The sequence below is a fragment of the Halomonas sp. A020 genome, assembly GCF_027943625.1.
GTDB classification, from domain to species: Bacteria; Pseudomonadota; Gammaproteobacteria; order Pseudomonadales; family Halomonadaceae; genus Vreelandella; species Vreelandella piezotolerans.
On the sequence record NZ_AP022850.1, the window covers coordinates 382956 to 402752 of the forward strand.

Annotated in this window: 18 protein-coding genes; 8 read left to right on the plus strand and 10 right to left on the minus strand. The window is 58.7% G+C overall.

The window, feature by feature from the left end; genetic code table 11:
* Positions 1–70 precede the first annotated feature (70 nt).
* Genes FRH_RS01745 through doeA form a run of 3 tightly spaced genes read right to left on the minus strand, consistent with a single transcriptional unit; the run spans position 71 to position 2813 of the window.
* Positions 71–547, minus strand: a complete 477-nt coding sequence (locus FRH_RS01745) for an Lrp/AsnC family transcriptional regulator (RefSeq protein ID WP_281997656.1) — start codon at positions 545–547, stop codon at positions 71–73.
* An 8-nt stretch (positions 548–555) separates the two neighbouring features.
* Complete coding sequence (gene doeB / locus FRH_RS01750) at positions 556–1587, minus strand: N(2)-acetyl-L-2,4-diaminobutanoate deacetylase DoeB (RefSeq protein WP_281997657.1); 1032 nt, start codon at positions 1585–1587, stop codon at positions 556–558.
* Positions 1588–1613: 26 nt separating this feature from the next.
* Positions 1614–2813, minus strand: a complete 1200-nt coding sequence (doeA, locus tag FRH_RS01755; RefSeq protein ID WP_139526462.1) for an ectoine hydrolase DoeA — start codon at positions 2811–2813, stop codon at positions 1614–1616.
* A gap of 312 nt (positions 2814–3125) precedes the next feature.
* Between doeA and FRH_RS01760 the strand changes: the two genes are divergently transcribed.
* The 5 genes from FRH_RS01760 (at position 3126) to FRH_RS01780 (ending at position 8056) form a co-directional block, all read left to right on the plus strand.
* Positions 3126–4061, plus strand: coding sequence for a glyoxylate/hydroxypyruvate reductase A (locus FRH_RS01760; protein ID WP_281997658.1), 936 nt, complete (start codon positions 3126–3128; stop codon positions 4059–4061).
* A gap of 155 nt (positions 4062–4216) precedes the next feature.
* Positions 4217–4861, plus strand: coding sequence for a hypothetical protein (locus FRH_RS01765; RefSeq protein WP_139526889.1), 645 nt, complete (start codon positions 4217–4219; stop codon positions 4859–4861).
* On the plus strand, positions 4862–5794 hold the full coding sequence (locus FRH_RS01770; protein ID WP_281997659.1) for a lysine exporter LysO family protein: 933 nt from the start codon (positions 4862–4864) through the stop codon (positions 5792–5794).
* Between the two features lie 75 nt (positions 5795–5869).
* A complete protein-coding gene (locus FRH_RS01775) occupies positions 5870–7099 on the plus strand; it encodes a spore maturation protein (RefSeq protein WP_239295977.1) in 1230 nt (409 codons plus the stop codon).
* 90 nt (positions 7100–7189) lie between these two features.
* Positions 7190–8056, plus strand: coding sequence for a DMT family transporter (locus tag FRH_RS01780; RefSeq protein WP_281997660.1), 867 nt, complete (start codon positions 7190–7192; stop codon positions 8054–8056).
* On the opposite strand, the gene FRH_RS01785 is transcribed toward FRH_RS01780, so the two are convergent.
* The 4 genes from FRH_RS01785 to FRH_RS01800 form a co-directional block, all read right to left on the minus strand.
* Positions 8053–9069, minus strand: coding sequence for an asparaginase (locus tag FRH_RS01785; protein ID WP_281997661.1), 1017 nt, complete (start codon positions 9067–9069; stop codon positions 8053–8055). The two genes, FRH_RS01780 and FRH_RS01785, sit on opposite strands and share 4 nt — an antisense overlap.
* Positions 9070–9101: 32 nt before the next feature.
* Positions 9102–10565, minus strand: a complete 1464-nt coding sequence (locus FRH_RS01790; protein WP_281997662.1) for an alanine/glycine:cation symporter family protein — start codon at positions 10563–10565, stop codon at positions 9102–9104.
* A 254-nt stretch (positions 10566–10819) separates the two neighbouring features.
* On the minus strand, positions 10820–13003 hold the full coding sequence (locus tag FRH_RS01795; RefSeq protein ID WP_281997663.1) for an OsmC domain/YcaO domain-containing protein: 2184 nt from the start codon (positions 13001–13003) through the stop codon (positions 10820–10822).
* 181 nt (positions 13004–13184) lie between these two features.
* Positions 13185–13826 carry a TetR/AcrR family transcriptional regulator gene (locus FRH_RS01800; RefSeq protein WP_281997664.1) on the minus strand — a complete coding sequence of 214 codons (642 nt, stop codon included), beginning with the start codon at positions 13824–13826 and terminating at the stop codon, positions 13185–13187.
* 89 nt (positions 13827–13915) lie between these two features.
* Here FRH_RS01800 and fabF point away from each other — a divergent pair, with 89 nt between their 5' ends.
* Complete coding sequence (gene fabF, locus FRH_RS01805) at positions 13916–15184, plus strand: beta-ketoacyl-ACP synthase II (protein WP_281997665.1); 1269 nt, start codon at positions 13916–13918, stop codon at positions 15182–15184.
* 51 nt (positions 15185–15235) lie between these two features.
* Here the strand turns inward: fabF and FRH_RS01810 are convergent, their stop codons facing one another.
* Together FRH_RS01810 and FRH_RS01815 are read right to left on the minus strand one after the other, a co-directional pair.
* A complete protein-coding gene (locus FRH_RS01810) occupies positions 15236–16120 on the minus strand; it encodes an alpha/beta hydrolase (RefSeq protein WP_281997666.1) in 885 nt (294 codons plus the stop codon).
* 30 nt (positions 16121–16150) lie between these two features.
* Positions 16151–17035 carry a LysR family transcriptional regulator gene (locus FRH_RS01815; protein ID WP_281997667.1) on the minus strand — a complete coding sequence of 295 codons (885 nt, stop codon included), beginning with the start codon at positions 17033–17035 and terminating at the stop codon, positions 16151–16153.
* A gap of 119 nt (positions 17036–17154) precedes the next feature.
* On the opposite strand from FRH_RS01815, the gene FRH_RS01820 reads away from it, so the two are divergent.
* Both FRH_RS01820 and FRH_RS01825 read left to right on the plus strand, forming a co-directional pair.
* A complete protein-coding gene (locus tag FRH_RS01820) occupies positions 17155–18165 on the plus strand; it encodes a zinc-binding alcohol dehydrogenase family protein (RefSeq protein WP_281997668.1) in 1011 nt (336 codons plus the stop codon).
* A 106-nt stretch (positions 18166–18271) separates the two neighbouring features.
* The gene (locus FRH_RS01825) at positions 18272–19075 is read left to right on the plus strand and encodes a helix-turn-helix transcriptional regulator (RefSeq protein ID WP_281997669.1); all 804 of its coding nucleotides are present in this window, start codon (positions 18272–18274) and stop codon (positions 19073–19075) included.
* A gap of 11 nt (positions 19076–19086) precedes the next feature.
* Here the strand turns inward: FRH_RS01825 and FRH_RS01830 are convergent, their stop codons facing one another.
* Positions 19087–19674 carry a TetR/AcrR family transcriptional regulator gene (locus FRH_RS01830; protein WP_139526449.1) on the minus strand — a complete coding sequence of 196 codons (588 nt, stop codon included), beginning with the start codon at positions 19672–19674 and terminating at the stop codon, positions 19087–19089.
* Between the last annotated feature and the right edge of the window lie 123 nt (positions 19675–19797).

Below are 19797 nucleotides of genomic sequence, written 5' to 3' on the forward strand. Positions count from 1 at the left end.
GGAGATTTCCGGCACTTTTTTTGTGGCAGGACGATTTAAATCGGTTTTTTTTGGCAGCCAATAAACGTAGCTACAGTGCGGCGCTGGTATCGATGCCGATGGGCTGATACTTGACCGTTTTCGTCACGATATAGGTGAAGTAACGCTCGATGCCCGCCTCGGAGACCAGCCACTTATCCATTAGGCGCTGATAGCTGTCGATGCTGCGGGCCTCGAACTTGACCAGATAATCCACCCCGCCGCCGACGGCCACGCACTCGGTCACTTCGGGGGTTTGCATCACCAGGGCTTCGAAGCGGGCAAAGCTATCGGCGTTGTGCTGTTTGAGTTCGATCTGCACCCACACGGGGTTGCGCGGCACCAGTACGTCGGCATTGATGCGCGCGGTGTAGCCCTCGATCACTCCAGCCTTTTCAAGGCGCTTCACCCGTTCCCAGCAGGGGCTAACGGACAGGTTAATCGCCTCGGCCAGTTTGGATTTGGTGATTCGCCCATCCCGAGAGAGGATATCAAGGATTTTGAGATCAAAACGGTCCAGTTTCATCATGCCGGGGGCTACGCCTCCAGGCGTTCGACAACATCGGCGATCACCGCCAGGGTATCCCCCATATTGATCAGTGACGGCGCACGGCGAGCCATGAGAATGCCGTCACGCTCAGCTTGGTAGGCCACCGGAGCCGTGCCGCTGCGGGTCATGTCGTAGACATAGGCGATGGTTTGACCCTTCTTCACTTCATCCCCCAGGGCCACTAACAATTCCAACATGCCGGAGTGTTGGCTCTGCACGTAGCAGCTGGCATCGGGCATATCGAGGTACATCTGCCCACCTTCGGGCATCTCAACATCACCCGCTACTAGGCCGTAATGAATCAAGAAGTTGCGTACGCCACGCTCGGCAATGGCGATGCTTTGCGGTGTAGAGGTGCCGCCGCCGCCCAGCTCAGTGGCTACAAACACTTTGCCCTGGCGCTCGCAGGCAGTGTCGAACAGCTTTTCGGCATCCAGCTCGAACATCACCATGGCGTAAGGCGCACCAAAGGCCTTGGCACCTTCCAAGGCGGCCTGCTGCTGCTGTTTGTCATCCAACACATGAGAGGCACCAAACGGCAGGATATCCAGCGTGCGGCCGCCGGAGTGCAGATCGAGCACCACATCGCTCATGGGCACCAGTACGCGGGTGAAATAGTCGGCGATTTGCGGAGTCACCGTGCCGTTGGGGTCACCGGGAAAGCTGCGGTTCAGGTTGCCCTTGTCCATCGGCGAGGTACGCTTGCCTGCCATGACCGCCGGGGTGTTCATGCAGGGCACGATGATGACGCGGCCGGTCACGTCCTCTGCTTTGAGCGTCGAAGAGAGCTTGAGTAGGGAGGTAATTCCCTCGTACTCATCGCCGTGGTTGCCCCCCGTCAACAGCGCCGTAGGGCCTTCGCCGTTTTTCACCACCGTGACGGGAATCATCACCGCGCCCCAGGCCGACTCATCGGTGGAGATCGGCAGTTTTAAAAAGCCGTGCTGAACGCCGTCGGCGTCGAAATCAACGGTGGCAGCAATAGGGCTTGGGCGCAGTGAGTTCGGTTGAAGCGTCATTGTGTGTCCCTTGTGTTGTCACGCAGCTACTTGACGAACAGCTGGCGGGGGAAGTTTGCCAGCGTTTCGCAGCCGTCTTCTGTAATCAGTATGCTTTCGGTAATTTCCAGCCCCCAGTCATCGACCCACAGGCCTGGCATGAAGTGGAACGTCATACCGGGCTGCAGAATCGTTTCGTCCGACGGGCGCAGGCTCATGGTGCGCTCGCCCCAGTCGGGGGGGTAGGAGATACCGATGGGGTAGCCACAGCGTGCGCCGCCGCGGTCAAAGCCGTACTTGTCCATCGCCGCGCCCAGCGCCATGGCGATATCGGCCGTGCGGTTACCGGGTTTGGCCACCGCCAAGCCGTGCTCGATGCCTTCCAGCAAGGCCGACTCGGCGCGGATGAAGTCGGTGGGCGGCGTGCCGAGAAACACGGTCCGAGACATGGGGGCATGGTAGCGTTTGAACACCCCGGCAATTTCGAAGAAGGTGCCCTCGCCGCTGCGAAAGGGCGTGTCGTCCCAGGTCAAGTGTGGGGCGGCGGCGTCTTTACCGGTGGGCAGCATCGGCACGATGGCTGGATAGTCACCACCAAACACCTTGCCGTTCTCGTCCACGAAGCCTTCGATACCGACGCGATAGATTTCAGACACCAGCTTGCTCTTTGGCAGTCCTGGCTCGATCACCTCTAGAATGCGTGAGTGCATACCTTCGACGATTTTGGCCGCCACGCGCATATAGGCGACTTCTTGCGGTGACTTGATCGCCCGGCACCAGTTGACCAGTGCATTAGCATCCATGAAGCGTGCGTGGGGCAGCTCCTTGAGCAGGCTTTGGTAGGCTTTAGCAGAGAAGTAGTAGTTATCCATCTCCATACCCACCACGCCGGTGTGCCAACCGCGGTCGGGCATGATCGACTGCGCCAAATACTCCATCGGGTGCATGTCGGGGTTCTGGACGTAATAATCCGGGTAGTAGGTAATGTTGTCTGGATGAATCCAACAGGTGCGCAGCGCGCCGTTGGCATCCATACGTCGCCCAAACCACACCGGCTCGCCTTCCAGCCCTACCAATACACACTGGTGAACATAAAACGACCAGCCATCGTAGCCGGTTAGCCACGCCATGTTGGAGGGATCGCTGACGATCAGTACATCGATGCCGCGAACGGCCATTTCGGTACGCACCTTCCAAAGGCGGTTTGCATACTCTTCACGAGTGAAAGGCAGGGAAACCTCAGTCATCGGGCAACTCGCCATCAAAGATCACTAAGAACCAGCGCGAGCCGCAAGGACATGCCGCACTGGGCCACAGGATCGACCTGGCCACCGCCGCTGTTGGCCCGCCAATGTCGTCTTAAGCCGATACTAGCACCCACCCTTGGTTGCCGGTCAAAACCTTTATGACAAAAATTTCATATGCCGTTAACGTTGTATACATCGAGGTGTTAACAGCGCTCTTACTCCTTGGCACAAGGCGCTCTACGGGTTGCGAACTCGTAAGACTCTCACCCATGATAGTGAATGACGGCATTGGCTAGATAACGAGGAGATCATATGAAAATTGTCGTGCATATCGACGACGCGGCCCAGTGGCAGAACGCCATTGCCCAAGCGCTACCCCACGCGGACGTCGTGACGAGCGACGCTCCCCCCAGTGAGCGCGCCAATGCCGATTACCTCGCGGTGTGGAAAGCGCCCGCGCATCTCTTCGAGGAACAAACCCAGCTGAAGGGGATTATCAACCTGGGAGCCGGCGTCGATCATTTGCTCAAGACGCCTGAACTACCCAAAGACGTGCCCATCGTCAAATTGCGTGATGCCGGGATGAGCGAGCTGATGGCCGACTATGTGCTCTACGGCGTGCTGTATTTTTATCGCAGTATGGATCGTTACGCTGCGCAACAATCCAGCGCTCGTTGGCAGCCCCAGACAGTGCCGGATAAAACAAACTGGCCAGTCGGCGTATTAGGGCTGGGCGCCATCGGTAGCTACGTCGCCAGTGCACTCCAGCAAGCAGGCTTCCCCGTTTTGGGCTGGAGCCGAACGCCCAAGCACATCAACGGTGTGCGCTGCTTACATGGCGATGAAGGTCTGAACGAGCTGTTGAGCCAAGTACAAAGCGTGGTGACGATCTTGCCTGACACCGCGGCAACCCGGCACATTCTCGACGGCGAGCGGCTGGCCCAACTGCCTAAAGGGGCCAGTGTCATCAATCCAGGTCGCGGTAGCCTGATCGACGAACAGGCGCTGCTTGATGCGTTGGGTCAGGACGAGCGTTCAGGCCATCTGCGCGGCGCGCTACTGGATGTGTTCGATAAAGAACCCTTGCCCGCTGACCATCCGCTATGGCGGCATCCCAAGGTCATCGTCACGCCTCACATGGCGGCCCCCACACCGCTGAACGATGCCATCGACCAGGTCATCTCCTACCTGCATGCCTTCGATGCAGGAGAGCCGGTCGCCACCGTCGATCCCAAGCTGGGCTACTGACGGCAAGTAGCCCGCTCGCTATACTCACCCAAGGAACCAAGCGCTTGCTAAAGGCTCTTAGGACGACACACTGTAGGGAGGAAGAGCCTTTGCAACACACATTCGCTCGTAACACACGGCACGGCCTAATGGGCGCTACACTGACTGCCGCGCTGATGACGACCAGCGCCGCCGCGCTTGCCGATGACAGCGCTTCCTTGGCCTCTCCTCAGCCATTCGAGGCGCAGTACCGGCTTGACATTCGCGGCTGGCCGAGCGCCAACATTACCCATACGCTCACGCATGAAGGCTCGCATTGGCTGAGCGACATGAGTTTCTCCATTGCCGTCGCCCGAGGTAACGAGCGCAGTCGTTTCTACATCGATGATGGCGACACACACTCTTTGCTTTATAACAGCAGCTACTCTCTCTTCGGCGTCGGCGACAGCTATCAGCTCAACCAAGACGACATTCCCTCCATCGATCGTCAAGCCGCCCTGTTCGACCTCTCCCGCCGGGCTGGCACAGAAGGCTGCACCGAGAGCAACCCCTGCGATATCGACTTCGTGGATCACCGTGGGCGCGACGAACACTTCCAGTACTTCGTGAACGAGCCCACTACAGCCCGTGTGCCTGCCGGTGAGTTCGACGCCAAGCAAGTCACGCTGATCGATGCTGAAAAGCCCGATCGGCATTTGCTGATCAACTTCCATCCTGACTGGCCGGGGCTCATCCTCTCAGCCACCTATGAAAAAGAGGGGCGCCGACAAACGACGCTCACCATGACCCAGTTCACCCCTGCCGAGGATAACGCGCCCTAAATGCTGTCTGGCCTATTGATCGTTTTACTGCCGCTGTTTTTGGGCTACTTGGTACGCGTTGGCTCATCAACGTTACTCAACCTGATCAACCGAGCCGTTAGCGGCTCGGTATATGTGATCCTGCTGTTGATGGGCATCAGCCTTGCCGGTCTCGACAACCTAGGCAGCCAGCTCTCTCGTTTGGGGGGCAATGCCCTGCTGCTGTTTAGCATGACCACCCTATTTAACCTAGCGGCGCTATGGTGGCTGTCACGGCGGGTACGACTCAGCGCGGGCGGCTCGCCAGTGGTGAAAGATGCCCCCACCAGTAAACTCGCCGCGATGCAGGGCTCGTTAATGTTAGTGGGAGTGGTCGCCGCGGGTGTCACTGCAGGTCTGCTGCTGGGGCCAAGGGTTGGCGAGGCGCTATTCACCACGGCTGACCGGCTGGCGGAGTGGGTGCTCTACCTGCTGTTGGCGTTGATTGGCTGCCAGTTACGCAACTCCGGCATGCCATTGAAGCAGATTTTGCTAAACCGCTTGGGGCTTGCCATTGCCATCACGCTGGCGCTGAGCTCGCTGCTGGCGGGACTGGCCGCCGCGCCGCTGCTCTCGCTGAGCTGGAACGAAGGATTGGCCCTGGCTTCTGGGTTTGGATGGTACTCGCTGTCGGCCATCCTGATTGGCGACCAGCTCGGCCCTTTGATGGGCGGCGTGGCGTTCTTCAACGACCTCACCCGCGAGCTGCTGGCGTTCATTTTGATTCCCTTGGTCATTCACCGCCACACCGCGCTAGCAATTGGCTACGGCGGGGCCACCTCCATGGACTTCACCCTGCCCGTCATACAGCAGCACGGCGGCGTGGCCTGTGTGCCGATCGCGGTGGTTAGCGGTTTTATCCTGTCGCTGCTGTCGCCTCCGCTGATACTGTTTTTTCTTTCGCTGTCGGGTTAGCGCGTACGGGCGCTCCTTGGGTAGGATACGCAGCAAGTGCTCTGCTTTATTCATCACCAAGGACGCCCACCCGCCATGCTCAACGGAATTTGGTTAAGTTTTTTCATTGCCGCCTTTGCGGCATCGCTTTGGCAGTGGCTGGTGGGTGGCGACAGCGAGGTGTTTGCCCGCCTAGTGCAGTCGCTGTTCGATATGGCGAAGGTCAGCGTCGATATCATTCTGGTGCTGCTGGGCACCATGACGCTGTGGCTGGGGTTTCTGGCCATTGCCGAAAAGGCGGGCTTGATACGCCTGCTGGGGCGAGTGCTCGACCCGCTGTTCTGCCGATTGATGCCCGAGGTGCCCCGCGGCCACCCAGCCATGGGCCTGATCAGCATGAACTTTGCCGCCAACATTCTGGGGCTGGACAACGCTGCGACGCCGATTGGCATCAAGGCGATGCACTCGCTGCAAACCCTGAACCCCAGCCGCGATACCGCCAGCAATGCGCAAATTCTGTTTCTGGTGCTGAACACCTCGTCGCTGACCCTGCTGCCCGTCACGATCTTCATGTACCGTGCCCAGCAAGGGGCGGACGAGCCAACGCTGGTCTTTTTACCGATCCTGTTGGCGACAAGCGCCTCCAGTCTGGCAGGGCTGATAGCCGTGGCGATCATGCAGCGCCTGAAACTATGGCAACCGGTGGTGTTGGCCTACCTGTTAGCCGCAGCACTCGCGCTGGGCCTGCTGATGACCACACTCGCCGGGATGTCCGCCCAGGCACTGGCGGCAGCGTCTACTCTGGTCGGCAACCTAACACTATTTAGCATCGTGATACTGTTCTTGATGGTTGGGGCGCTACGCGGCGTCAAGGTGTACGACGCTTTTATCGAAGGGGCTAAAGAGGGCCTGAGCTTTACCATCACCCTACTGCCCTACCTGATTGCCATGCTGGTCGCGGTGGGTGTGCTGCGCGCCAGCGGCGTGCTGGATGCCGGGCTTGGCGGTATCCGCTGGCTGGTGGAGGGCATTGGCTGGGATACCCGCTTCGTGGATGCGCTGCCCACCGCCTTTGTGAAACCGCTTTCTGGCAGTGGCTCCCGTGCCATGATGATCGAAACCATGAACACCTTTGGGGTCGATAGCTTTCCTGGGCTACTGGCCGCGACCTTCCAAGGCAGCACCGAAACCACGTTTTACGTGCTGGCGGTTTACTTCGGCGCGGTGGGCATTACACGCATTCGTCATGGTCTTGGCTGCGCGTTGATAGCCGACGCGGCAGGCATCACCACCGCCGTTTTCGTATGCTATTGGTTCTTTGGTTAAGTTAAGTAGCGAGCCAAGCGCTTTCGTTCTGAATGTTCGGCATCTACCTTTCAAAGCCACGTCATACCATTCACGGACGAAAGGTGACACATGCCAGGCGCCAGCACGCTATGGATTGCGCTCGCGGCACTCTTCTGGGGGATTTCCGGAGGCATCGCGGGCATCTTATTAGACAGCGGCTGGGATGCCGCCGTCGTCTCATTTTATCGTGGTTTCGTTGGGCTTATCTTCGCACTGCTGTGGCTGTTGGTGCAGCGGGGCGGCCGTGGATTGGCCAGCCATTCGCTGTGGTTCTGGTCAGTGGTGGCAGGCTTAGGGGTTGCGGGCAACTTCACGTTTTATTTTCTGAGTATTGAGTACGGCAACGTGGCGGTGGCGGCGACATTAATGTACTGCGCCCCGGTGTTTGTCTATCTGGCCTCGTTTGTGCTGAAGCTTGAGCGTCCGACGGCCGTTAAGTGGCTGGCCATCGCGCTGGTCATGGTCGGCGTGGTGCTACTAACCAAGCTGTACGCCATTGGCGCAGGCGATCTGTCGCTGATGGGCGTCGCCACGGGGCTGCTGGCGGGGCTTTCCTATGCGCTGTTCATTTTTGGCTTCAAGTACGCCGCCCCCCATGGCAGTCCTTCCGCCGTGCTTGCGATTGCCTTTACGGTGCTGGTCATCGTTCTGCTCGTGCCCGCCGACCTCTCTCAGACACTCAGCGTGGTCAGCGCGCCACAGCTTCCGCTGTTTGTGGCGCTGGGTATTTTAGGGGCGGGGTTGTCGTTTCTGCTCTACGTAATGGGCATCAAACATGCCGCACCGGCCTTGGCATCTATGGTCGCTATGGTCGAGCCGGTCACCGCCACGCTGTTTGGTGTGGCGGTGTTGGGGGAAAGTCTGGCGTTCATTCAAATGGTCGGGATGGGGATGATCTTACTGACCGTAACCGCCTTAAGCGTAACGTCCCCTTAACGGGCCGTTGCTTCGCCGCGAATGGACGCACTCAGCGCCATACGCAGTGCGGGCCCCGAAAGCCCACGGCCTAGCAGTACGGTGAGCTTAGCGACCGCAGCTTCCAGCGTGATATCCCCACCGGCGATCACGCCCGCTCGATTGAGCGCCGCCCCCGTGGCGTAGGCGCCTTGCACGACGTTCCCTTGGGCACACTGAGTCACGTTGAGCAGCGCCACACCCCGTTCGTTAGCGGCTTTCATGGCGTTTAGCAGTTCACCCTCAAAGCTTGGCGGATTGCCCACACCGTAGCTTGAGATCACCACTCCTTTGAGCGTGGTATCTTCCAGCAGTTCTTTAGCGCGCCGTAGCGACATTCCTGGATGCAGCGGCAGTACCGCCACCGCTTCATCGTCTAGCTGAAGGGGAGCAAAGTTAGGCTCCCCACTGAGCAGCGCCGAGGGCTGGGGAAAGGTGATGTCAATGCCGATCTCGGCCAGCCAGGGGAAATTGGGAGAATCGAAGGCATCCAGACCTTGCGTGCGCACCTTACGGGCGCGATTGCCGCGTAGTAGCCGGTCATGGAAGAGCAGGCTCACTTCGCAGGGCGTCGCCGGATGAGCCGCTAGCTGTAATGCGCTGACCACGTTGTTCAGCGCGTCACTTCTTGGCTCACCCAGCGGAATTTGGGAGCCGGTGAAGAGCACCGGCTTGTTAATCGCACCGAGCATGAACGACAGCGCCGCAGTGCTGTAGGCCATGGTATCGGTGCCATGCAAAATCACGAAGGCATCGTAAGCCTGCCAGTGACTCTCTAGCGCTGCCACGAGACGATTCCACGCCTCGGGCATCAGCTCAGCGCTGTCGATAAGTGGCTGTATTTCAACCACCTCGAAGACAGGCAGCCGATAAGGATCACCTACGGCCAAGTGCGCCGCCAAGCGCTCGGCCAGCCCCGCGCTGGGCACATACCCTTGGGGCGAGGGTTGCATACCGATGGTGCCGCCCGTATAGAGGATGAGGACGCGGGGCATGGGTTCTCCTTATGAGCTGAAAAGAAGCGAACTTACTTCGCTAGCGCACTTTCCAGGCGCTGTTTTAGCGCTTCGGCCTCTTGGGGCTCCAGCTCCCACGCTTTGGGGTCCAGGTCGAGATCCGGGTGCTGGTTGGCGTCGAAAATCGGCTGTTCGATGCCCTGACGGCGCTGGCTGTCAAAATCCTTCATAATGCGCAGAGCGCATTTGAACAGCAGAATGAGCGCCACGAGGTTCACGACCGCTAAGAGGCCCATGGTGACGTCGGCAAAACCGAACACGGTGCCTAGGTCGGTCGTCGCGCCCCAGCACACCAGCAGCACGATGGCCACGCGGAAGGCGTTGAACAGATTCTGGTTATCACGGCTGAAGAAGTTCAGGCTGTTTTCGCCCAGGTAGTAGTTGTACAAAATGGTGCTGAAGGCAAACAGCAGCAGCGCTAGGCTCACGAAGGTGCGGCCCCACTCACCCACATGGTCTGCCAGAGCAGCTTGGGTCAACGCAATACCTTCGACCCCCGCACCAGCAGCCGGGTCATACACGCCACTAAGCAGAATCAGAAACGCCGTGGCCGAACAGATGATGACCGTGTCGATAAACACCGAGAACGCCTGAACGATCCCTTGGTTGGCCGGGTGCGGCACGTAGGCAACGGCGGCCACGTTGGGCGCACTGCCCAAGCCCGCTTCGTTGGAGAACAGGCCGCGCTTCAAACCCATCATGATGGCCGCGCCAATACCGCCGCCCACCAGCGGCTCCAAACCAAAGGCGCTTTTCACGATCAGCGCGATCACGCCAGGAATCTCAGTGATGTTCAACGCAATGACCAGCAGCGCCACGGCGATGTACCCCACGGCCATGAACGGCACCAAAAATTCGGAAATTCGGGCAATCCGCTTGATACCGCCAAAGATGATCAGCCCCACCAGCATGGCCAGCGCGATACCGCTGTACAGCACCGGCACGCCAAAGGCATCGCCAAAGGACGTGGCAACCGCATAGGACTGTAGAGCTGTAAAGGCAAAACCGAAGGTAATCAGCAGCAGCACCGAGTAGAACGCCGCCAGCCAGCGCCACTGCTTGCCCAGGCCTTTGACGATGTAGTACGCCGGGCCGCCACGGTAGGTGCCGTCGCCCTCGGCCTCTTTATAGGTTTGCGCCAGCGTACACTCCAGAAAGCTGGTGGCCATGCCCATTAGGCCGACGAGCCACATCCAGAAAATGGCCCCAGGACCGCCCAGCGTAATCGCCACGGCCACACCGGCAATGTTGCCGCCACCTACACGACCCGCCACCGACAGCACCAGCGCCTGGAACGAGCTCAAGTGGCCGTGCTGGTTACGCTTGAAGGCTTGTCCTGTGCCCAGGATGCGGAACATTTCACCAAAATAGCGAAACTGTACGAAGCGGGAGGCAACGGTAAAACCGATTCCCACTCCCACCAGTAAAACAAGTAATACCTTCCCCCAGAGGAGGTCATTGAGCATATCGAGCATGGAGTACTCTCCGCGTTATTATTGAGCGTTATGTTGTAAGTTGCGTCGTTAACGACCGCGTCTTTGTGCTATTGGGATGCGCGGAGAGTGTTGTACCAAGCCAAGGGCGGGATGAAATTTGGCGCAGCGATGCAGTTGGTTGCACTCACTGCGCCAATTGCTGCACCACAGTGCATCACATAAAAAACGGTGCGGACCAATGAGGCCACGCACCGCTGTCGTTAATCACCGATATTACTCACCCATAAACGCCGTTAGAGACCCGCTTTAGCCGCTCGGGCTGCGTGAAGCTTCTTGTAGCTCTCGATCAGGCGCTGGTGGCGATCCAAGCCCTCTAACTGCATATTGGTGGGCGTGAGGCCGTGAAAGCGTACCGTGCCTTCTACCGAACCGACGACGGCTTCCATGGTGGCTTCGCCGAACATGCGTTTGAAGTTGGGTAGATAGTCGTCTAGCGCCAGCTCGTCGTCCAGGGCAATCTCCAGCACCGCGTTGACCGCCTGATAGAACAGGCCGCGCTCGACGGTGTTGTCGTTGTACTGGAGGAACATCTGCACGCAGTCCAGCGCCTCTTCATGGCGCTGCAGGGCCAGGTAGACCAGCAGTTTGAGCTCCAGAATGGTCAGCTGGCCCCACACGGTGTTCTCGTCGAACTCGATACCGATCAGCGTGATGATATCGGCGTGGTCGTCCATCTGACTCTCTTCCAGCCGCTCGACCAGGTCGGTCAGCTGTGCGTCGTCCAGGCGGTGCAGGTTGAGGATATCTTCGCGGTAATCCAGCGCCTTGTTGGTGTTGTCCCAAATCAGGTCTTCGATGGGGTACACCTCGGAGTAGCCCGGCACCAGAATACGGCATACCGGTGCGCCCAGGTCTTCGTGCACCGCCATGTACACTTCGGCCCCCAGCTCCTCGAAAATGCCGAACAGGGTCTCGGCTTCCTCTTCGTTGCTGCCGGAGAAGTCCCACTCGCTGAACTCGAAATCAGGCTTGGCACTGAAGAAACGCCAGGAGACCACGCCCACCGAGTCGATGAAGTGCTCGACGAAGTTGTTCGGCTCGGACACCGTTTGCGAGTTGAAAGTCGGCAGCGGCAGGTCGTTCAAGCCTTCGAAGCTGCGGCCCTGGAGCAGCTCGGTCAGGCTGCGCTCCAGCGCCACTTCGAAACTGGGATGGGCACCGAAGGAAGCGAATACCCCGCCGGTGCGCGGGTTCATCAGCGTCACGCACATCACCGGGAACTGCCCACCCATGGAGGCATCCTTCACCAGCACGGGGAAGCCCTGAGCTTCCAGGGCATTAATGCCCTCGACGATACTGGGGTACTTGGCCAGCACTTCTTGGGGTACGTCGGGCAGGGTCAGCTCCTGCTCGAGGATCTCACGCTTCACCGCCCGCTCGAAAATTTCAGATAAACACTGCACCTGAGCTTCCACCAGGGTGTTGCCCGCACTCATGCCGTTACTGAGGAACAGGTTCTCGATCAGGTTGGAGGGAAAGTAGACCGTTTCGCCATCGCTCTGGCGCACGAACGGCAGCGAGACGATGCCCCGGTCTTCGCGGCCCGAGTTGGTATCGATCAGGTGCGAGCCGCCAAGCTCGCCTTCGGGGTTGTAAATCGCCAGGCAGTGCTCGTCGAGAATCCCTTTCGGCAGCTCGTCATTCGTCCCCGGCTTGAACCACTTCTCATTCGGATAGTGTACGAACGCGCTGCCCGCGATCTCTTCACCGAAGAATTGATCGTTGTAGAAAAAGTTGCAGCTCAAACGCTCGATGAACTCGCCCAGCGCCGAGCAGAGCGCGCTCTCTTTGGTCGCGCCTTTACCGTTGGTAAAGCACATCGGCGATGCCGCGTCGCGGATATGCAGCGACCACACGTGGGGTACGATATTGCGCCAGGAAGCGATCTCGATCTTCATACCGAGGTCGGCCAGAATACCGCTCATGTTGGCAATGGTCTGCTCCAGCGGCAAGTCTTTGCCTTCGATGTAGGTGCTGCTCCCTTCCGGCGCGCCCATCAGCAGCGCCTGAGCGTCCTCGTCGATGTTTTCGACCACCTCGATCTGAAATTCCGGGCCGGTCTGCACGACCTTCTTCACCGTGCAGCGGTCAATGGAGCGGAGGATGCCTTCGCGATCCTTTTCCGAGATATCTTCCGGCAGTTCGACCTGGATTTTGAAGATCTGCTTATAGCGGTTTTCCGGATCGACGATATTGTTCTGCGAGAGGCGAATGTTCTCGGTGGGGATATTGCGCGCGTTGCAGTACACCTTGACGAAGTAAGCGGCACACATGGCCGACGAGGCCAGGAAGTAGTCGAACGGGCCGGGGGCCGAGCCGTCGCCTTTGTAGCGAATCGGCTGGTCGGAGATGACCGTAAAATCGTCGAACTTGGACTCCAGGCGGAGGTTGTCGAGGTAGTTGACTTTGATTTCCATGGGCGGGCGTCCAGAGTAATGAGTGTGCCTGAGCGCCAACGCATCAGGCGAATGGCGGCCATTATCCAGTTTTTTGCCCGCCTCGTCTTGGGCCACCGCCTAAATTACCGGCTGCCGTTATGTGACAATGGCAGTGTCGGCCATAGCAGCATCCTGGCGATCCGTTAAAGAGAGTAACGTCTTACTGCGCTTGCAACATACGCTCGGCCTCGGTGTCACTGATCCCTAGCATGATTAGAATCTGGCGCTGTGTGGCGATCAACACCTGCTTGCGCTCTGCCTCGCTAGGTAGACTTTTCGCAATCGCCACGGCTCCCACTAGAGATGCCAATATTACCCGCGACTTATCCGCAATCGCGTTGCGATCAGCGGCAAAGGGAAGTTGTTTCAACTTGCTAAGCGCCATCAACCGCGTTTCGAGCATCTTTTTCATACTCATGTAAGACGCTTCGAACAGGGTGCGGATTTCGGCTTTTTCACTGCCTATTTCATTGAACAGCACCGCCTCGGGCCCAGGCTTATGCTTCGCTTCCAGCTCTTGGAGATTGCAGTAATTATCGACCAATTCGGTCAGGTGTTTTAACGAAAGAGGGCCTTTTACCAGTCTAGCGGCCCGACTGTTATCGATGGTCAGGCGTACGGATTCATGGTAGAGGGCCTCTTTTGACGCGAAATGGGCATAAAAGGCGCCGTGAGTCATCTTCGCCAGCTTCATGATCTGGCCAATCGATACCTTCTGAAACCCGTTGCGGCTGAATAGCTCGGTCGCCGACGCCAAAATGCGCTCTTTGGTTTTCGATTTATGGCTTTTGGGGTAAGGCATACTCACCTCATCGTGCGTCAGCTAAATATTATCTTGATCATATACTGCCCATTGCTAGGGTGACCACACTACTGATTCAGGAGTCACTTATGCAGTCACCTATTGTGATTACCGGCATGGGCATGGTCAGCCCGCTAGGCAACAGCGTCCATAAAAGCTGGCAGCGCCTGGTTGACGGCCAGTCTGGCATCAGCACCATTGACCGCTTCGATACCAGCAATATCCCGATTAAAATTGCTGGGACGGTACCAAGCATTCACCAGGACCCCAGCGGCGGCGTTGACTTGAGTGCCATCGCCGACCCCAAAGAGCAGCGCAAAATGGACCTGTTCAGCCTGTACGCGTTAGCAGCCGCCCAAGAGGCACTGTCGCAGGCCGATTGGTTCCCCGTCGAGCAGTCGCAAAAACGCCGAACGGCTACCATCATTGGCTCTGGTATTGGCGGGTTTCCTACCATCACACAAGCACAAAGGACACTTGTCGAGCGCGGCTATCGTAAAATCACCCCCTTCACGGTGCCCGCATTTCTGGCCAATTTGGCCGCTGGTAATCTCTCCATTCGCTATGGATTTCAAGGCCCGCTGGGGTGCCCAGTAACGGCTTGCGCAGCAGGACTACAGGCGATTGGCGACGGCATGCGCATCATCCGCAATGGCGAAGCCGATGTCGCCCTCGTCGGCGGGGCCGAAGCGTGCATCGACCCGCTTTCACTCGCCAGCTTCAACGCTTTAAAGGCCGTTTCCACAGAGGCAGACGCACCGGAGCGTGCCTCCAGACCGTTTGATAACGCCCGTAACGGTTTCGTCATGGGAGAAGGCGCTGGCGTCATGGTGATCGAAACCCTTGACCATGCGATGGCACGGGGCGCCACGCCTTTAGCAGTGATTAGCGGTTACGGTACCAGCGCGGACGCCTACCATCTGACGGCAGGTCCAAAAGATGGATCTGGCGCAGCCGCCGCGATCCAAGCGGCGCTAGGGATGGCCAAACTAGATCCTGATGCGATTGACCATATCAATGCCCACGCCACCTCCACACCCGTTGGCGACCGGGCTGAAATAGCGTCATTGCGCAACGTATTCGGTGAGCGCTTGCCCGCTATTCCCATATCGGCCACGAAAGCCGCCACAGGTCACTTGTTGGGCGCAGCCGGCGGCATAGAGAGTATTTTTTCCGTACTGGCACTCCGGCATCAGCAACTCCCGCCCACCATTAACCTGGAGGCGTGCGACGAGGATATGCAGGATTTGACCTTCGTCACGTCGGCGCATCAGCACGCCACTCAGCATGTATTGTGCAACGGGTTTGGTTTTGGTGGCGTCAATGCGGCACTGATCGTCAGCAGCATGGAACGTTAAGAGTAGCGCTAGCAGAACCGACGCGATGATCGGTACTGCTAGCACCTAGTGTCATTCATCCTGGTGTAGAAACGACAGCGCTTCTTCCAGCAGCAGGTCAGGAGCCTCCTCGGCAATGTAGTGCCCGCAGGGCAGCGCCTTACCCTCTACCTGCGTCGCTACCTTGCGCCATTCAGCCAAGGCATCGAAGCAGGCTTCAATCGCACCTTTGGCGCCCCACATCACGTTGATCGGACAGGTGAGCTTCACCCCCACGTCGATATCCGCCTGGTCGTGCTCCAAGTCGATGGTGGCGCTGGCGCGGTAGTCGCCGCAGATACCGGTGGCCGTGCCGGGAAGTGCCAGGCAGCGCTCGTACTCCGCCAGCGCTGCTGGGGCGAAGGGCGCCATGCCCGCGCTGCGGGCGCCCATCACGCTTTGTAGATACTGAGCGGGGTCGGCTTGAATCAGCATTTCTGGCAGTGGCTGAGGGCGAATCAGAAAGAACCAGTGCCAGTAGCTGCGTGCGAACGCTTCATTCGTGCCGCGATACATCGCCAGCGTCGGGGCGATATCTAACAGCACCATCCGCTCGACCCGCTCGGCGTGATCAACGCCTAAACGATGCGCCACCCGCGCGCCACGGTCGTGGGCCAGTACTTTAAACCGCTCAAACCCAAGCGCGCTCATCAATTCAGCCATATCGGCGGCCATGGTGCGCTTGGCGTAATTGAGGTGCTCGGGGTCATCGTCAGGCTTACCGCTGTCGCCGTAGCCGCGCAGGTCAGCGGCAATCACCGTGAAGTGCTGGGCAAGCGTATCCACTACCTTGTGCCAAATCACATGGGTCTGCGGATGGCCGTGAAGCAGCAGCAACGCCGGGCCGCTGCCCCCCATGCGGTAGGCAATATCGACGCCGTTCACACGGCGCATCTGTTTTTCAAACCCTGCAAACATAGCGAGCTCCTCGAGGATAGATGATGCTCTTCACTTGGCATCCTCTTGTAACCGTTCGATCAGAAAGTCTTTCAGCGCGACTACGGCGGGCGTGAGCGACAGCCGGTGCGGGCAGACCAGATACAGCGGCGCGGGCTCGGTAGGAAATGCAGCCAACAGCGCCACCAAGCGGCCTGCCTCTAGGTCTGCCTGAATATCCAGGCGAGATTTATAGGCAATACCCTCTCCCGCCAGCGCCCAGCGGCGCACGCACTCAGCATCGTCGCTCACCCGATTGCCCTGCACGCTGATACGCTCACTGCCGAACTGCCACTGGTTGTGCACCCGCTCACCAAGATTGAAGCAGAGGCAGTTGTGCTGGCGTAGCTCATCTGGCGTGGCGGGCTCGCCGTGGCGCGCGATATAGCGAGGTGCGGCGCACACCACCCGTTGGTTATCGTCTTTTAGCGGCAGGGCGACCAGGCTGGAATCCTCCGGCACGCCGTAGCGCAGGGCAATCTCCACTGGCTGGCGAAATAGATCGCTCACCCGGTCGCTGACTCGAAGCCGCAATCGCAGCTGCGGATGCAGCGCCACAAAACGGTCCAGCCAGCCCAGCAGCACGTTGCGGCCTAGATCAGACGGCATTGAGAGGCTGAGTTCTCCCGCAATCTCTTGGCGTTCGCGGTGCAGCTCTTTTTCCCCTTCGGCAAGGGCACCCAGCGCCGTTTTCGCATGCACTAAATAGTGCGCCCCGGCGGGTGTTAGCCGCAAACTGCGGGTAGAGCGTACCAGTAGCCGCGTGCCCAACGCGTCTTCAAGCCGTTTGATCGCCACGCTAGCCACTGCAGGGGTAATCGCCAGCTCCCGCGCGGCGGCGGAAAGGCTGCCGTGCTCGGCAGCATAGACAAACACGTTTAGGTCATCGGTACGCATGGAGCGATAGGGCCCTTATTTTCAAATAAAATTGGAAACTGTTAGCCACATTAGCCCTCTTTTTCATAAAACGACACCCAGGCATGATGTCACCATTCATCATCTCTTGGAGAACGACCATGAAAGCATTCGCGTTTACCAAAAGCCTGCCGATCGACCACCCAGACGCCCTGCACGCCGTCGAGCTGCCGCTGCCCACCCCCGAGCCCCACGATATTCGGGTCGCGGTAAGCGCAGTTTCCGTCAACCCGGTAGATGCCAAGGTGCGCAAAAGCGCGCTGCCCGACGGCGGCGAGCCGCGGGTGCTGGGTTACGACGCGGTAGGCGTGGTCGATGCCGTGGGCAGTGCAGTCACTCGCTTTCAGCCGGGTGACCGGGTGTGGTACGCGGGCAGCATCGCTCGCCAAGGCTCCAATGCCGAGTACCAACTGGTCGATGAGCGTATCGCCAGCCTGGCGCCGAAAAGTCTGTCTGACGTCCAGGCAGCGGCTCTCCCTCTCACCGCCATTACCGCCTGGGAGCTACTGTTTGACCGCCTGGAACTGGGCCTGCGCGACACCAAAGGCAAAACATTATTAGTGGTAGGTGCTGCCGGTGGCGTTGGCTCGATTCTGATTCAGCTGGCCAAGCAGCTCACCGATATCACCGTGATTGGGACGGCCTCACGCCCGGAAAGCCAAGCCTGGATCACCTCGCTCGGCGCCGATGCAGTGATCGACCACCGCCAACCGCTGGATGAAGCGCTCAACGCCGCAGGCTATGAGCAGGTGGATATGGTGGTCAGCCTCAATCAAACCGATCACCACTTCGAGGCGATCATCAATGCCTTGAAGCCCCAGGGCAAATTGGCACTGATCGATGACCCGGAGCTGTTCGACGTGCGTAAACTCAAGCTCAAGAGCCTGTCGCTGCACTGGGAGCTGATGTTCACTCGACCTTTGTTTACTACCGAGGACATTGCCAAGCAGCACGACCTATTGAGCGAAGTTGCCGCCATGGTGGATAGCGGCCGTTTGACCACGACGCTTGGCGAGGTACTTGGCCCCATCACTGCCGACAATTTAACGCGCGCTCACGCACTGATCGAGAGCAACCGCACCGTGGGCAAGTTGGTGCTGGAAGGGTTTTAAACACGCTCGCCGATCATTTTAAGACGGCTTGGGGCATCAGCCGTTGCACTCTTGGGCGCAAGGCGGCACATTAGCCGCCACCGCCCAAGAGCTCCGAGTCACGCCCATGCACGATGAATTTGTGGCCAATTTGCGCCTGCTGTGCAGCTACTACCCGTCGATTGCCGACGTGTGCCGTCGCCTGCCCATCAACCGGGCACAGTTCAACCGCTATCTCAGCGGACGTTACTATCCCAGCCATGCGGCGCTCCAGCGGATCTGCCACTTTTTTGGCGTAACGCCAGACGATATTGCCCTGCCCCACCACGATTTTCGTGCACTGGTTCAAACCGGGCAGCTCAACGCCGACACCGCAAGCACCTCACTGCCCTGGCCCAATGCGCTCATCCAGCGGGGTAGCGAAGGGATGGAGCGCTACCTAGGGCGCTATTTCGAGCTTTATCACTCGATGTCGCGCCCCGGCTATTTAATGCGCACACTGGTGTGTTTGGAAAAACGAGAAGGTGGCGTGGTCTACCAGCGTACCGAGCGCATGCAAGTAATACCGGGTAAGCGACCCTGTCATAACCGCTACGTCGGCGCCGCGGTCAAGCTGGCCGATCGGCTGTTTTTGGTCGACCACGAAACCCTGAACGGACACGAAATCACCCAAACCATTCTGTTTCCCAGCTTTCAGAGCCAGGTCACGCGTCTCACCGGCCTGAAAATGGGCGTGGCGGACAACAGTGAACGCATGCCCTGCTGTGTTCGAGTGGTGTATCAACGCCTGGATGAACAGGTCAACCTACGCGAGGCGCTAGCCAAGTGCGGTTTGCTAGCCATGGATGATCCGTCGCTAGATGCGTCGCTGCTCGCCGCCGTGAACAACGACGTGCAGAGTGGAGATTACCACTTCCGCGCGCGTCATTGAGCGCTAGCGTGCTAGCGAGGCACCAAGACGTGCTCGAACAAAATGGCTTCGAAGTGTTCCATAGGCGCAACGGATTTGAGGGTTTTGGCTCGTAGAATCGCGCCCTCCCAGCCAGAGAGTATAAAGCTCGCCAGCGACTCGGGCGCGATGGCTGTATTAATCGTCCCGTCGGTTTGGGCGTGGTTTAGGCAGGTGACGAAGCGCCTTTCCCAACGCTGAAACACCACGTTCAACGCATCGCGAAAGGTATCGCTCTGACCGGATAGCTCTTGACCAAGGTTGCCGATCAGACAGCCGGTGGTGTGATCACAATCGAGCATGTGGGCGCGACCGGTGGCGAAGTAGCGGCGCAAGCGCTCGAGAGGCGCCAGCGTCGTATCTTCCAGCAGCGCCGCCAACGACGCATCGTAATCGTCGGCAAAGCGCTCGATGACCGCCAAGCCGAAGTCCTCTTTACTGGAAAAGTAGTGGTAAAACGAGCCTTTGGGGACACCGCAGGTTTTTAATACAGCATTGATACCCGTCGCATTATAGCCCTGCTGGGCAATCAGCTCGGCACCAGAATCAATGAGTTTGTCGCGGGTGGCGGTGTTTTTCATAACGTCGTACAGACCAGGAAGTCTATGGCTTTTCACATGGATGATGGCAGTTATAGCGCAGTTCGTCAGCGCCGGGTGCAAAAAAAGCGCTTCTTGTCGGCTTGCACACTCTTTGCACAAAGC